The 15,188-nt window shown below is 33.6% G+C and carries 12 protein-coding genes; 1 reads left to right on the top strand and 11 read right to left on the bottom strand.

Annotated elements, in window-relative coordinates:
• Positions 1-59: 59 nt before the first annotated feature.
• From AA088_RS13490 to fabG, 3 genes are read right to left on the bottom strand one after another with little or no spacing between them, the layout of a single operon-like run.
• Positions 60-1,025 (bottom strand): hypothetical protein, encoded by a 966-nt coding sequence (locus tag AA088_RS13490; RefSeq protein ID WP_157547226.1) that lies wholly within the window; start codon positions 1,023-1,025, stop codon positions 60-62.
• A gap of 22 nt (positions 1,026-1,047) precedes the next feature.
• Entirely contained in the window at positions 1,048-1,587 is a 540-nt protein-coding gene (locus AA088_RS13495) for a hypothetical protein (protein WP_046745557.1), read from the bottom strand.
• Positions 1,588-1,598: 11 nt separating this feature from the next.
• Entirely contained in the window at positions 1,599-2,345 is a 747-nt protein-coding gene (fabG, locus tag AA088_RS13500; RefSeq protein WP_046745558.1) for a 3-oxoacyl-[acyl-carrier-protein] reductase, read from the bottom strand.
• A gap of 245 nt (positions 2,346-2,590) precedes the next feature.
• Here fabG and AA088_RS13505 point away from each other — a divergent pair, with 245 nt between their 5' ends.
• Complete coding sequence (locus AA088_RS13505) at positions 2,591-4,516, top strand: S9 family peptidase (RefSeq protein WP_046745559.1); 1,926 nt, start codon at positions 2,591-2,593, stop codon at positions 4,514-4,516.
• 75 nt (positions 4,517-4,591) lie between these two features.
• On the opposite strand, the gene AA088_RS13510 is transcribed toward AA088_RS13505, so the two are convergent.
• The 8 genes from AA088_RS13510 to AA088_RS13545 all read right to left on the bottom strand — a co-directional run bounded on the left by AA088_RS13510 (position 4,592) and on the right by AA088_RS13545 (position 15,174).
• Entirely contained in the window at positions 4,592-7,564 is a 2,973-nt protein-coding gene (locus AA088_RS13510; RefSeq protein ID WP_046745560.1) for a M16 family metallopeptidase, read from the bottom strand.
• 517 nt (positions 7,565-8,081) lie between these two features.
• Positions 8,082-8,954 carry a succinate--CoA ligase subunit alpha gene (gene sucD / locus AA088_RS13515; RefSeq protein ID WP_046745561.1) on the bottom strand — a complete coding sequence of 291 codons (873 nt, stop codon included), beginning with the start codon at positions 8,952-8,954 and terminating at the stop codon, positions 8,082-8,084.
• A 99-nt stretch (positions 8,955-9,053) separates the two neighbouring features.
• A complete protein-coding gene (locus tag AA088_RS13520) occupies positions 9,054-9,995 on the bottom strand; it encodes a UDP-3-O-(3-hydroxymyristoyl)glucosamine N-acyltransferase (protein WP_046745562.1) in 942 nt (313 codons plus the stop codon).
• A 54-nt stretch (positions 9,996-10,049) separates the two neighbouring features.
• Positions 10,050-10,616 carry an elongation factor P gene (gene efp, locus AA088_RS13525; RefSeq protein WP_046745563.1) on the bottom strand — a complete coding sequence of 189 codons (567 nt, stop codon included), beginning with the start codon at positions 10,614-10,616 and terminating at the stop codon, positions 10,050-10,052.
• Positions 10,617-10,625: 9 nt separating this feature from the next.
• Entirely contained in the window at positions 10,626-11,411 is a 786-nt protein-coding gene (gene lpxA, locus AA088_RS13530; RefSeq protein WP_046745564.1) for an acyl-ACP--UDP-N-acetylglucosamine O-acyltransferase, read from the bottom strand.
• A gap of 66 nt (positions 11,412-11,477) precedes the next feature.
• On the bottom strand, positions 11,478-12,899 hold the full coding sequence (locus AA088_RS13535; protein ID WP_046745565.1) for a bifunctional UDP-3-O-[3-hydroxymyristoyl] N-acetylglucosamine deacetylase/3-hydroxyacyl-ACP dehydratase: 1,422 nt from the start codon (positions 12,897-12,899) through the stop codon (positions 11,478-11,480).
• Positions 12,892-13,920 carry a UDP-3-O-(3-hydroxymyristoyl)glucosamine N-acyltransferase gene (gene lpxD, locus AA088_RS13540; protein WP_046745566.1) on the bottom strand — a complete coding sequence of 343 codons (1,029 nt, stop codon included), beginning with the start codon at positions 13,918-13,920 and terminating at the stop codon, positions 12,892-12,894. Before lpxD ends, AA088_RS13535 begins: the two co-directional genes overlap by 8 nt.
• Before the next feature lie 24 nt (positions 13,921-13,944).
• Positions 13,945-15,174, bottom strand: a complete 1,230-nt coding sequence (locus AA088_RS13545) for an HD domain-containing protein (RefSeq protein WP_046745567.1) — start codon at positions 15,172-15,174, stop codon at positions 13,945-13,947.
• Between the last annotated feature and the right edge of the window lie 14 nt (positions 15,175-15,188).

Raw genomic sequence — 15,188 nt, forward strand, 5'->3', positions numbered from 1 at the left:
ATGAAAGCTGATATTACTACTGCGATTGCTATATATACGATGGTGATCGTTTGCAATAGTTAACTTTTAGATATTTTTTTTGATAATTTTTTCAAGTCTTTAGACTTTAAGTTATAAGAAGGCATCTTATAGGTTGAATAGATTATGTCTCCTGTTTTTCCGTTAACTACAGAAATAACTTTAATTCCGTTAACTTGATTATACATTAAATAATAAAAGTCTTCATTAGCGAGAATTTTATCATTTATTTCCTTGTCTGAAACAACTTTGTATGGGTGTTCGTAGTCTTCAAACAATTCTTCTGCTGTCATTTGATCTTCCTTTTCTTTAATTTTCCAAGGAGAATATGAATAGATCATTTCGTCAGAGAAGTAAAGCGTTTTGTTTTTTAGTTCTCCAATTTTGTCTTTATCTACGGATTCATCAAACATGTTGAAGCTTTTATTTTCTTTCAGCCCGTCATTAATGAATCGCAGGTAGTTTTTTAAATATCCGAGTTTGTAATTCATCAAATTACCATTAAACTCTGTTTTTCCTGCTACGATCTCTTGTCGAGAGTGAATATCAGGCGTAAAATAAATTGCAGCAACTCTACTCTTTTTAGCCTTGAACTTTTTTTCTTTTTTATCTAGTTTTTTTAATTTATCAATCGTCCAAAAATCAATGACATGGTATGAGAAAACGGATACGGTTGATTTTCCATATCTGGTTATAGAGAATGCATTAAATTGAGCAAACGCTGCATTTTCTTTAGCCACATCGTAAAGTTCGTCTTCCGTGATTACTTCAAAAGTTGTAACGTCCCAAACTTCATTAAGGACTTTTTCATAATCACTTTTGGTATATCCTTGACTTTCATTTTCAGCAAAAATGAAATAGGTTTTGGTATTTTTAAATTTCTCTAATGATTTTTTGTTTAAGCTTTTGTGTTTTCCAGCAAGATCAAATTTGCCAATTCTCACCTGACTATTTACATTTAGCGCACACGCAAACGCAAATACCAGTAATAGGATATTTTTTTGCATTTATATTTAATTAGGGTATTTTTTATTGCTTTACTTTTATAAGTTCAAATGAATCTAGGAAACGTTTAATACTTGGGTTTTCATCGTTACTTGACAAACAAATAACTTGAGTTATAAACATAGAATTTTCTACCAAATATGCATTGATATATATAAAACCTCCTTGTATTTCTATTTTAATACTTCTTCCTGGATACCCATTGAAAGTTATTTTTTCATCAAATAATAACTTTCCTTGTACGTTGGAAACAGCACCATTTACAGCACCATTAAGAACAGTAGCATTGTATTCATCATCAGCATCTTTAAATTGTTCTTTAGGATAATCTGAACGAATCACTGAATATACTGCATTGTCATCTCCAGAGGTTGGTGCATGCATAATCATGTGCATATCCAATTCTCCTACTGCGGTAGATACTTTTTGTACAGTTCGTTTGGGCTCTTTTGGATAGTACGCCACAAAAGCTAAATCTTCTGCTTTGTATTTTTCCCAAGTTTGTGCATTTACTGCATTGAATGACAATAAAAATATTGCCATTAGAAATAGTGCTTTTTTCATATATATTGGTTTTAAGTCAACATTCCACCGTCTACGTTAAGTACTTGTCCTGTTACATATGCTGACATATCACTAGCAAGAAACACACAAACATTAGCTACATCTTCTGGAGTTCCTCCACGCTTGAGAGGAATTGCGTCTCTCCAGCTTTGCACCACATCTTCAGCCAATTTCCCTGTCATTTCAGTTTCAATGAAACCTGGAGCAATTACATTACTACGAATGTTTCTTGATCCTAATTCTAAAGCAACCGATTTAGAAAAACCGATAATTCCAGCTTTAGAAGCAGCATAATTTGTTTGCCCAGCATTTCCTTTTACTCCGACTACTGAACTCATATTAATAATAGAACCTTTTCGTTGTTTTAACATGGCACGTTGCACAGCTTTGGTCATGTTGAAAACAGATTTTAAGTTTACTTCAATTACTTTATCAAAATCTTCTTCTGAAATGCGCATCAAAAGATTATCTTTCGTGATACCCGCATTATTAATCAACACATCGATTGAACCAAATTCTTTCAATACATCAGCAGCAAGGTCTTGCGCCTGTTGAAAATCTGCAGCGTTACTTTGATATCCTTTTGCTTTTACGCCTAATTCATTTAATTCTTTTTCTAATTCATTTGCTGCTTCTACTGATGAACTGTAGGTAAAAGCAACATTTGCTCCATGAGCAGCAAATACTTGTGCGATTCCTTTTCCTATTCCTCTACTCGCACCTGTTATGATGGCTGTCTTGCCTTCTAGTAATTTCATACGTAATTAATGGTTGATTTTAATTTATTTCAAATATAGTTAGAATAGTTAGGTTTGCAATAATTCGTTTTAGGAATATTCACAATATACTCAAAGGTTTTGATAATAACGAATTCACACTTTAAAGATTGCTAAGTTTTTAAAAATTCAACAAATAAGTAATCGATTTTGTAAAAAATAGCATAAAAGTGTAACAAGATTGTCAATGTATCGTCGTATCAAGATATCATACAAAAAACAAAATCATGAGAAAACTACTGCTTTTTTCCTTAGTCTTGCTTTTTATAGCTTGCAAAGAGGAAACCAAAAAACAAACCGAAGTAGCTGAATTACAACCAGCTCCAAAAATTTCTGTAGAAGATTTTTTTAAAAATTCCGAAAAAACATCGTATCGTTTGTCGCCAAATGGAGAATACTTAGCGTATTTAGCTCCATTTAAGGATCGAATGAATATTCACGTTCAAAAAATAGGTAGTGAAGAAGTAACTAGAGTCACAGGTGTTGAAGATCGTGATCTTTCAGGTTATTTCTGGGCCAGTGACGATCGTTTGGTGTACATTAGAGATAAAGGAGGAAATGAAAACTTTCATCTTTTTGCGGTAAATAAAGATGGAACGAATGAAAAAGATTTGACTCCTTTTGATGGTGTTCGTTCACAAATTATTGATGCGCTAGAAGATAATGAAGAAGAAATGATTATTGGATTGAACAAACGTATTCCTCAAGTGTTTGATCCTTATCGATTGAATATCAATACAGGTGAGTTGACTTTATTATATGAAAACCCTGGAAATATTACAGATTGGAATACTGATCATGATGGAAAACTACGTTTGGCTTCTATGACCAATGGAGTTGATAATACGATATTGTATAGATCTTCTGAAGATGAACCTTTTAAAGAAGTTATTACGACCGATTTTAAACAAACACTATCTCCTCAATTTTTTGATTTTGACAATGGAGATATTGTGTATGCTGTTTCTAACTTAGGAAGAGACAAAGCTGCTGTGGTAAAATATAACCTTAAAGAGAATAAAGAAGTCGAAGAAATTTTTATGGACACTGAAGTTGACGTTGATGGTATTTCGTATTCTTCCAAAAGAAAAGTACCAACATTTATCAACTATACTAGAGCTAAATTGAATAGAAAGTTTTTAGACAAAGAAGCAGAAGCCCTTTTTAAAATGTTTGAAGAAAAATTAGGTGCTGATAACGAATATTATATTACTTCAAGTAATAAGAATGAAGATAAATTTTTAGTGTACGCTGGAAACGATAAAACTAGAGGTTCGTATTATTTTTATGATGCAGCTACAAAAAACATTACACATTTAGCTGATTTAAGTCCGTGGATTAATTCTGAACATATGGCAACAATGAAACCTATCTCCTATACTTCTAGAGATGGTTTGACTATTCATGGATATTTGACATTACCTGTTGGAGTAAAAGCTGAAAATTTACCAGTGGTTGTAAATCCGCATGGAGGTCCTTGGGCTCGTGATAATTGGGGGTTTAATCCAGAAGTTCAATTTTTGGCTAATAGAGGTTTTGCCGTATTGCAAATGAATTTTAGAGGTTCTACGGGATACGGAAAAAAATTCTGGGAAAGTTCTTTTAAAAAATGGGGACAAGAAATGCAAAACGACATCACCGATGGTGTACAATGGTTGATTAATGAAGGGATTGCAGATAAAGATCGTATTGCAATTTACGGAGGAAGCTACGGTGGTTATGCTACACTAGCAGGAATTACCAACACGCCTGATTTATATGCAGCAGCTGTAGATTATGTAGGCGTATCTAACCTATTTACTTTTATGGAAACTATTCCGCCATATTGGGAGCCATACAAGAAAATGCTATATGAAATGGTAGGAGATCCAACTACAAAAGATAGTATTATGATGAAACAAAACAGTCCTGTTTTTCATGTAGATAAAATCAAAGCTGCTTTATTTGTTGCGCAAGGAGCAAATGATCCGCGTGTTGTTCAAGCTGAATCAGATCAAATGGTAGAAGCACTTCGAAATAATGGTGTAACTGTAGAATATATGTTGAAAGAAAATGAGGGGCATGGATTTAGAAACCAAGAAAACCGCTTTGATTTTTACAATTCTATGATTGAATTTTTAAATAAAAATATGCAAACGAAAGTAAAAGGATAATATTAATCGTTACTCTTTAGCATATATAACAAAAAAAAAGCACTTCTTTCGAAGTGCTTTTTTAGTATTAAACTTTTATTGTTTGATTTCTTGAGCTTTTTCATAATTGAATAGATAATCAATATCCATTTCTTGAATTTTACCCAATTTCGACAACGCTTGCATGTCAACATCTTTTTTGTTTCCAATCACCATTACATTGTACTGTTCTCCTTTAATATTTTCATTGAAGAATTTCTTTAGGTCTTCTATCGTCATATTTTTGATAGCTTCATACATTTCTTCTCTGTGATCTTTGTCAATTCCTAATTTTTGGAGTCGCTCATACGTCCAAAAGATGTTAGATTTTGTAATACGTTGTGCTGCCAATTTCTTCAGTGTAGCTTCTTTAGCTGCATTAAATTGGTCTTCAGCTTCTGGCATATTATTCATCAACTCCATCATCGCATCAACTGCTTGTGGCATTTTATTAGCTTGTGTTCCTATATACGCCATAACGTAGTTAGAGTCATCTTTGTCAGAAGCTTCCGCGTAATACGAATATGCAGAATACGCCAACGATTTTGATTCTCTAATCTCTTGAAACACAATCGACGATAATCCTGCTCCGAAATATGTATTAAATAGTGTTGAAGCGGCCATGTTTTCTGGTTTAAATGGATTTCCTTTTGCCAAGAATAACATTTCTGCTTGTACCATATCATAATCTACAAAGTATACATTTCCTCCAGTTTCTAATTCAACATACTCAGTAGCTGCTGGATAATCATTTAATTCACTAGCTACTTTATGGTGTTCATTCAACGCTGCAACTGCCGCATCCACGTCTTTACCATAATAAAAAATGCGTTGATCAAAGTTTTTTAAGTCTTTTACAAGATCAACCAATTCTTGAGGATTCATATTTTTCAATTCCTCATTATTATAGATGTTACGCAAACGAGAATTTTCACCATATTTCCCATAACTCATTAATCCACTTTGCAAAATACTTCCTTTACGAGTTTTATTGTCTTGTCTACCCTTGATAATTTGCGCAACATATTTATCGTACGCTTCTTGGTTTGGCACCGCATTATTCCATAAGTGTGATAGCAATTTTAGTCCTTCGGCTAAGTTTTCCTTCAATCCATTTAATCCTACATACGACTTTTCAGCACCTGTATTTACGTAATAGCTGATTCCGAGTTTATAAAACTCCTTTTTAAGCGCTTCTGGAGAATATGTATCCGTACCTAAGTATTCCATATAACCAACTCCAAGATCTAACTTTTTGTTGTGATCGCTTCCCATATCAAAAATGATGTTCAAATCAAATAAATCATTTTGCTCATTTTCAATGTATGAAACCTTGATGCCATTTGCCATTTCAGTTTCTTTGATTGCTGTTTTGAAATCTACATATTTTGGCTGCAACGACGTTGCCTCAATAGCATTGAATTCTTTCATATAAGTAGAACTCTTATCTCTATTAAGGTTTACAGGTGTAATTCCTGGGTTTTCAACTTTTACAATAGAAGTATCTTCTCCTTTACGCTTATAAGTTACCACGTAATTGTCTTGATAAAATTCATTAGCAAAAGCAACCAATTCTTCTTTTGTAATTTTTCTTAATTCGTCTAAAAATTTTACTTTTTTAGCCCAATCTTCATGATGAATAAACGCATTGTAATATGCCGAAGCCAATGCTGTGCTGTTTTCATATTGTTGCGTTTGACTTAGTTTTAAATCATTTACAACTGCATCAATCATCCAATCTTCAAATTCTCCTTTTTTTAGTTTTTCAATTTGTTCAAGAATCAGGTTTTTTACTTCATCTAAACTTTGCCCAGCTTTTGGATAACCTGAAAAACGATGATATCCATAGTCATTCAAGAATGTTGGAGAACAACCTGCGTATTGAACAGCTTGTTGCTGATTTAAATTCAAATCAATCAAACCTGCGTTTCCGTTTGCTAAAATCATATCTGCCAACATCACAAATTTTTCATCTTTTGAATCTACACCGTCAGCGCGAAACGCAATTGATACATTTTCTGCCGTTGGACCAAATACTTCTTTAATTACAGGAGATTTGATAGGCTCTTCTTTTGGTAATGTAGGATGTGTTACTTCTTTTTTCTCTAAATTCCCGAATGTATTTGCTACTTTTTGAATTGTTTCTTCAAAATCAATATCACCCACTAAAACCATTGCCATATTATTTGGAACATAATATTTGTTAAAGTAGTTGTGAATTGCTACCATGGAAGGATTTTTTAAATGCTCTCCTGTACCAATAGTTGTTTGTTGTCCATACGGATGATTTGGAAATAAACCATCTAGCATTGCCGCATAGCTTTTTCTACCATCATTATCTTGTCCTCTATTGAATTCTTCAAAAACAGCTTCCAATTCGGTGTGAAACAAACGTAATACTAGTTGACTGAAACGTTCGCTTTCTAGTTTTAGCCATTTATCTAATTCATTTGCAGGAATTTTATTCTTGTATACCGTTTCTTCAAACCAAGTATGTGCATTTGTCCCTGTTGCTCCAAGAGAGCTTGTCATTTTATCATATTCGTTTGCGACACTATAGTTTGAAGCTTCCAGAGAGATTTCATCTATTTTTTTATAAAGTTCCTTCTTTTTTTCAGGATCAGCTGTTTCTTTATGTTGCTCGTATAGATCAGAAATTTGTTGAAGATATACTTTCTCCTTTTCCCAATCTAAAGTACCGATTTCGTCAGTACCCTTAAATACCATATGTTCAAGATAGTGTGCCAATCCTGTAGATTCTTTAGGATCGTAGTTAGAACCAGCGCGTACAGCAATGTACGTTTGTATTTTTGGTTCGTCATCATTTTTACTCAAATACACTTTAAGACCATTATCAAGTGTGTACAGGCGTAATCCTGTAGGATCATTCGATACTGTTTCATACGTGAAGCCTTTTGCGTCTGTATGTTTTTCAACCGTTACAGCAGACGAATCGGCACCTTTTTTTTCTTTACAGCTTAAAACCGTGAACGTAAGCACGATAAGCAAGAGAATATTAATTCTTTTCATTTAGATTTTTTGATTAATTAACTATAGTTTATCAACGCTAAAAATATAATTATTATATACTATTTTATAATTATTTTCATTTTTAACGTTTTATTTCTGTATAATACACAATTTTAAAGTATAAATGTTACATATTTTATTTTTTGCAATGGTATTGTGATTTTTAAGAATGATTCATTTACAATAAAAAAAGCGAACCACAAATTGTCGTCCGCTTTTACACTTTTTTTCACGATTCAGTGACAATAAACATCTATTAACCTAAGACTATGTTTGATTTTTTTATTCAAATCGCGTACCGATTATTGTCTCTTGTATCGATGATTTGTTTATTATGGTTATTCTGTTTTCAAAACTAGAGATTAATTGTTTCCTTTAAAACAGATAGTGCTTCATTTTTATAAATTATAAGTGCTAAATCAACCATGTACTTTATTTATTTTAAACGCATTAGCTCATAAAAAAAGCGCATTATTTTAAAATAATGCGCTTCTATTTTTATATAAAAACGGAATGTTTATGCAGTCACTTCCGCTACTTTTTTACCAATTTCAGCAGGTGAATCTACTACGTGAATTCCACATTCGCGCATAATTCTTTTCTTCGCTTCAGCAGTATCATCAGCTCCTCCAACAATTGCTCCAGCATGTCCCATTGTTCTACCTTTTGGAGCAGTTTCTCCTGCAATAAAACCAACTACTGGTTTTTTACTTCCACTTTTTTTGTACCACTTCGCAGCATCAGCTTCTAATTGACCTCCAATTTCACCAATCATAACCACACATTCTGTTTCGTCATCATTAATCAATAATTCAACAGCTTCTTTGGTTGTTGTTCCAATGATTGGATCTCCTCCAATTCCAATTGCAGTTGTGATTCCTAATCCTTGTTTTACCACTTGATCTGCAGCTTCATAAGTTAATGTTCCTGATTTAGAAACAATTCCTACTTTTCCTTTTTTGAAAACAAATCCAGGCATGATTCCAACTTTTGCTTCTTCAGGAGTAATTACTCCAGGGCAGTTAGGACCTACTAAACGACAATCTTTATTTGCGATGTAAGCAGCTACTTTAGTCATATCAGCTACAGGAATTCCTTCCGTAATGGTGATGATAACTTTAATTCCTGCATCAGCAGCTTCCATAATAGCATCAGCAGCAAATGCTGGCGGAACGAAAATAATGGTAGTATCAGCTCCTACTTTTTCAACAGCTTCAGAAACTGTGTTAAAAACGGGCTTGTCTAAGTGAGTTTGTCCTCCTTTTCCTGGAGTTACTCCACCAACTACATTGGTTCCGTATTCTATCATTTGACCTGCATGGAAAGTTCCTTCACTTCCTGTAAATCCTTGAACAATTATTTTTGAATCTTTGTTTACTAAAACGCTCATTGTGTTTTCTATTTTTTGGCTGAACAAAAATAGTTTTTTTATAGTATTTGTAAAGTATTTTTAGGAATTATCTACAAATACTTTTTTGATGAAAACTATTTACTCTTCTAATTTTTCTATTTTTTTTATTAATTCTGGAATTTGACGAATAGAGGCAATCTCTTTGTATTTTTTTCTAAAGTCATCAGCAGGTGTTCCGAAATAGTTTTTACCGCCTTCTAAACTTTTACTAACTCCTGATTGTGCCGAAATAACCGACTTTGCTCCTATTGTAATTCCGCTTGTAATTCCTACTTGTCCCCAAATTGTAACTTCATCTTCGATGACTACACATCCTGCAATTCCAGTTTGAGAAGCTATTAAACATTTTTTACCAATTACAGTATCGTGTCCCACGTGTACTTGATTGTCTATTTTCGTGCCTACCTTGATTGTAGTATCTCCTGTAACACCTTTGTCTATTGTACACAACGCTCCTAAATCTACATAATCTTCAATGACAACTCTTCCGCCAGAGCGTAGTTTATCAAAGCCTTCTGGTCGTTTTTTATAATAAAACGCATCAGCTCCTAATACTGTTCCGGAATGGATTGTAACATTATTACCAATCACAGCATTGTCATAAATACTTACATTGGCATGAATTATACAATCATTTCCAATGGTAACATTGTTACCAATAAAGCAATTTGGTTGAATGACAGTACGTTCTCCAATTTGTGCTGTTGGCGCAATAGCAGCACTTGCACTGATAAAAGGTCTGAAATGATCAGTTAGTTTATTAAAATCTCTAAATGGATCCTCAGAAATTAATAGTGCTTTTCCTTCAGGGCAAGCTACTTCTTTATTGATCAACACAATCGTAGCTTTTGACTCTAACGCTTTGTCATAATATTTAGGGTGATCAACAAATACAATATCTCCTTCTTCAACCACATGAATTTCGTTCATGCCTTGTACCGGAAATGTTTCTTCTCCCACAAAAGAAGTATCGATGATTGTTGCGATTTCTTTTAGTGTATATATTCTAGGAAATTTCATATATGTGGTAAATATCAAAAAAAGCGCAATGTAATCATTGCGCTTTAGAATATGTTAGTCTTTCATTCGTTCCATATAGGAACCTTTTTCAGTTTCAATTTTTATCTTATCGCCTTCATTAATAAATAAAGGAACGTTAACACGTGCGCCTGTTTCAACCGTAGCAGGTTTTGTTGCATTGGTAGCTGTATTTCCTTTTACTCCTGGTTCAGTATGTGTTACTTCTAAAATAACACTAGCAGGCATATCTACAGATAATGGCATATTATCTTCTGAGTTGATTAATACTGTCACCACTTCACCTTCTTTTAATAAGTCTGGTGCATCTAGAGCAGATTCTTGTAATCTAATCTGTGTATAATCTTCAGTGTTCATAAAATGATATGCCTCGGTATCTTTATATAAGTACTGAAATTTATGAGTTTCTACACGAACATCGTCGATTTTATGTCCTGCCGAAAACGTATTATCTATTACTTTTCCTGTAGTTACACTTTTTAATTTGGTACGCACAAACGCAGGTCCTTTTCCTGGTTTTACGTGTAAAAATTCTACGATTTTAAAAATATCATGATTGTAGCGAATGCACAATCCTTTTCTAATATCTGAAGTCGTTGCCATGTTATAGTATTAATTTGATGTAATATATCCTTTCATGATACCTCTATGCGAGTTTTTGATGAATTGTAAGATTTCATCGCGCTCAGTAGTGGCTTCCATTTCTGCTTCAATAATTTCAGCAGCTTGTGTGTTGTTGTAATTTTTTTGATAGAGAATTCGGAAGATGTTTTGAATTTCTCTAATTTTTTCCGTCGTGAATCCACGTCTACGCAATCCCACCGAGTTGATTCCCACATAGGATAAAGGTTCACGTGCTGCTTTTACATAAGGAGGAACGTCCTTACGTACTAAAGAACCTCCTGTAACAAACGCATGGTTTCCAATAGAACAAAATTGATGAACAGCAGTCATTCCCGCAAGAATAACATAATCTCCTACAGTAATATGTCCTGCAAGTGTACTATTATTCGAAAAAATACAATTATCTCCTACGATACAGTCGTGTGCGACATGACAATACGCCATAATTAAACAGTTTTTACCGATAACTGTTTTCATACGATCAGATGTGCCTTTATTGATTGTTACACATTCACGTATAGTGGTATTATCTCCTATTTCGGCGATTGTATCTTCTCCTTGGTATTTTAAATCTTGTGGCGGTGCAGAAATAACGGCTCCAGGAAATATGTTACAATTTTTCCCGATTCGCGCTCCTTCCATAATCGTAACATTGGAACCAATCCACGTACCTTCACCAATAATTACATTGTTGTGAATGGTTGTGAATGGCTCTACCACTACATTTTTTGCGATTTTTGCACCTGGATGAACATAAGCTAATGGTTGATTCATCTGCTAGTTTTTAATTATTTCTTATCTTAAAGATTGCAGCAAAATACATTTTTTATTCAAAATGAATTATTTTTTTGCAATATCTTCTTCTTTTTTTCGAGCAATTTGTGCCATTAGTTCTGCTTCTGCAACTAATTTTCCATTGGCATACGCATAGGCTTGCATGTGACAAATTCCTCTACGAATTGGTGTAATCAAGTCAGCTTTAAATATTAAAGTGTCTCCTGGTACAACTTTTTGTTTGAACTTTACTTTATCAATTTTCATGAAAAAAGTCAAGTAATTTTCAGGATCTGGAACTGTGCTTAATACTAATATTCCTCCTGTTTGTGCCATTGCTTCTACTTGTAAAACACCTGGCATCACTGGTGCGCCAGGAAAATGCCCCACAAAAAATGGTTCATTCATTGTTACGTTTTTTACACCTACCACATGTTTATCTGACAACTCTAAAATTTTATCTACTAATAAAAATGGTGGTCTGTGTGGAAGCATCGCCATAATTTGGTTTATATCCATTAATGGAGCTTGATTCAAATCATAGCTAGGTACGTTATTACGCTTTTCAATCTTAATTATTTTCGATAATTTCTTTGCAAATTGCGTATTTACATAGTGTCCTGGCTTATTTGCAATCACTTTTCCTCGAATACGAGTTCCGATTAGTGCTAAATCACCAATTACATCTAATAATTTGTGACGTGCCGCTTCATTAGGATGATGTAACGTAAGATTATCCAAGATACCATTAGGTTTTACTGCAATGGTGTCTTTTCCAAAAGCAACTCTAAGTTTTTCCATTGTCTCTGAAGACAGTTCTTTATCTACATACACAATTGCATTATTCAAATCGCCCCCTTTAATGAGTCCATGCTCCAATAACATTTCCAATTCATGCAGAAAGCTGAATGTTCTAGAACTTGCTATATCCTTTTTAAAGTCAGAAATATGCTTTAGAGTCGCATTTTGCGTTCCTAATACTTTTGTACCAAAATCAACCATTGTTGTTACTTGATATTCATCTGAAGGAATAATTGTAATTTCACTTCCAGTTTCTTCATCAATATAAGAGATGACATCTTTTACAATGTATTCTTCTCTAGGTTGTTCTTGTTCTACTATTCCAGCTTCTTCTAGAGCTTCCAGAAAAAACTTAGCTGAACCATCCATAATTGGAGGTTCTGAAGCATCTAATTCGATACTTACATTGTCAATTTCTAACCCAACTAATGCTGCTAATACATGTTCGCAAGTTTGAATTTTTACACCGTGTTTTTCTAACACAGTTCCTCTTTGTGTATTTACAACATAATTTGCGTCTGCTTCAATCACAGGGCTTCCTTCTAGATCTACTCTAACGAAAGCATATCCATGATTTTCAGGTGCTGGCTTAAAAGTAAGATTGACTTCTTTTCCAGTATGTAACCCTACGCCTTTGAGAGATACTTCTTTGGCGATAGTGGTTTGCTTAACAATAGATTCACTCATTGTTGTTTGTCTTTTTTTCTAGTTGATTGATTGATTTAGCAAGTTTAGGTAGATTTTTGAAGTATACGTACGATTTGTTGTAATCGCCATAATTTAATGCAGGAGAACCTTGCAAGGTTTCTCCATCTTTAACATTTCTGCCTATTCCAGATTGTGCTTGGATGCGAACATTGTTCCCAATAGTAATATGTCCTACAATACCAACTTGTCCGCCAATCATGCAATTCTCTCCAATTTTAGTAGAACCCGCAATTCCAGTTTGAGCTGCAATGACAGTATTTTTTCCAATCTCTACATTGTGTGCAATTTGAATCTGGTTGTCCAATTTAACGCCTTTACGAATAATGGTAGATCCTAACGTTGCTCTATCAATTGTAGTACCCGCCCCTATGTCTACATTTTCTTCAAGAATTACATTTCCCGTTTGCGGTACTTTTTGATATTCCCCTTTTTCATTTGGAGCAAAACCAAACCCATCAGCGCCAACTATTGCTCCACTATGAATTACACAATTATCTCCAATGACAGATTCTGAATAAATTTTGGCTCCTGCAAAAATGATTACATTATTTCCAATGGTTACATTGTCGCCAATGTATGCATTTGGATATACCTTTACATAATCTCCAATTTTTACATTTTCGCCCATATAAGAGAAAGCTCCAAAATATAATTCTTTTCCATATTGTGCTGTTTCAGAAATAAAAACAGGTTGTTCTATTCCTACTTTATTGAGTTTTACTTTGTTGTAATACTCCAACAGTTTGGAAAACGATTTATAAGCATCTTCTACTTTTATAAGCGTAGTAGCAACATCTTCTTCTGGAGAAAAGTCTTTCCCTACAATAGTGATAGACGCTTTTGTATTATATATATATTGTGTATATTTTGGATTTGCCAGAAAGGTTAAAGATCCTTCTGTTCCTTCTTCAATTTTAGAAAGTTTAGATACTTCTATGTCTGGATTACCTACGATATCTCCTTCTAAAATACCTGCTATTTGTGTCGCTGTAAACTTCATTCTGGCAAAAGTATAAAAAAACTACTAAAGTTTATCTTTTGGGAAACATATATAATATTTTGTCACAGGTTTTGAAAGCGCTTTTAAGTTTAATTGATCGGATGCTTTGACTACATCTTGAATTTTCCCTGTTTTCATATAGATATGAATATTTTGACTAGTGGTTTTGTACGCTTGATTGGAAATTTCTCCTGAAAACACAAAATAAGAGGCTTCTTCCCTGCTTAATTTATAAGTTTCCATCACTTCTTGTATAGCACTTTCCAATCTTTTGGGAGCAATTTTTTTATTTTTAACCTTAATTTTTAATAAGTCACGATTGATAATCATTTTGCAAAGTTTAGAAAGAACAAAATCTTCTTCATGCATCCATTCTTTCATTGCTGATATTATATCGTAATCATCTAATTGAGCAAAACGATCTAATACTTCTTCGTTAAAATTTTCAATAGAGATTTCATTTTTTATAAAAAAGGATAATGCAGCACTCGCTGTAAGCTTAGTTCCTTGCATTGTGAGTTCTTTTGCTCTTTGTAATACACGTATTAATAACTGCTCCGCCACCAAACTCGTTTTGTGCAAGTATACTTGCCAGTACATTAAACGTCTAGCAACCAGGAATTTTTCGACCGAATAGATTCCTTTTTCCTCAATAACCAATTCGTCATTCACAACATTTAACATGGTAATGATACGCTCTGAATTGATATTTCCTTCTGCTACACCTGTATAAAAACTGTCACGCTTCAAATAGTCTGCTCTATCCATATCAATTTGACCAGAAATGAGCTGATACATGAACTTTCGCGGGTAATTTCCTTTAAAAATTTCAATGGCAAGCGTTAAACTTCCGTTAAATTCTTTATTTAATTGTTCCATTAAAAGCAAGGAAATTTCCTCATGATGCACACTATTTACTATACTATGCTCCATAGCATGAGAAAAAGGACCATGACCAATATCATGCAAAAGTATCGCAATTAACAAGGCTTGTTTTTCATCTTCAGAAATCTCAACACCTTTAAAACAAAGTACTTGTATCGCTTTTTGCATTAAATGCATACAACCCAACGCATGATGAAAACGTGTATGATGTGCTCCAGGATATACCAAATACGACATCCCCATTTGCGAAATTCTCCGCAATCGTTGGAAATATTTGTGCTCAATTAGATCAAAAATGAGTGGATTGGGAATTGTAATAAATCCGTAAATTGGATCGTTTAAAATTTTAAGCTTATTTCTGGTATTCAAGTCGTATCTTTTTA

It is taken from the genome of Kordia zhangzhouensis (assembly GCF_001005305.1).
GTDB lineage: Bacteria > Bacteroidota > Bacteroidia > Flavobacteriales > Flavobacteriaceae > Kordia > Kordia zhangzhouensis.

Bases quoted from the DNA above. Each gene is read 5' to 3' on its own strand.
- AA088_RS13510 (WP_046745560.1), bottom strand. From the start codon at position 7,564: ATGAAAAGAATTAATATTCTCTTGCTTATCGTGCTTACGTTCACGGTT.
- AA088_RS13505 (WP_046745559.1), top strand. From the start codon at position 2,591: ATGAGAAAACTACTGCTTTTTTCCTTAGTCTTGCTTTTTATAGCTTGC.
- AA088_RS13535 (WP_046745565.1), bottom strand. From the start codon at position 12,899: ATGAGTGAATCTATTGTTAAGCAAACCACTATCGCCAAAGAAGTATCT.
- AA088_RS13490 (WP_157547226.1), bottom strand. From the start codon at position 1,025: ATGCAAAAAAATATCCTATTACTGGTATTTGCGTTTGCGTGTGCGCTA.
- sucD (WP_046745561.1), bottom strand. From the start codon at position 8,954: ATGAGCGTTTTAGTAAACAAAGATTCAAAAATAATTGTTCAAGGATTT.
- lpxD (WP_046745566.1), bottom strand. From the start codon at position 13,920: ATGAAGTTTACAGCGACACAAATAGCAGGTATTTTAGAAGGAGATATC.
- lpxA (WP_046745564.1), bottom strand. From the start codon at position 11,411: ATGAATCAACCATTAGCTTATGTTCATCCAGGTGCAAAAATCGCAAAA.
- AA088_RS13495 (WP_046745557.1), bottom strand. From the start codon at position 1,587: ATGAAAAAAGCACTATTTCTAATGGCAATATTTTTATTGTCATTCAAT.
- efp (WP_046745563.1), bottom strand. From the start codon at position 10,616: ATGGCAACGACTTCAGATATTAGAAAAGGATTGTGCATTCGCTACAAT.
- fabG (WP_046745558.1), bottom strand. From the start codon at position 2,345: ATGAAATTACTAGAAGGCAAGACAGCCATCATAACAGGTGCGAGTAGA.
- AA088_RS13520 (WP_046745562.1), bottom strand. From the start codon at position 9,995: ATGAAATTTCCTAGAATATATACACTAAAAGAAATCGCAACAATCATC.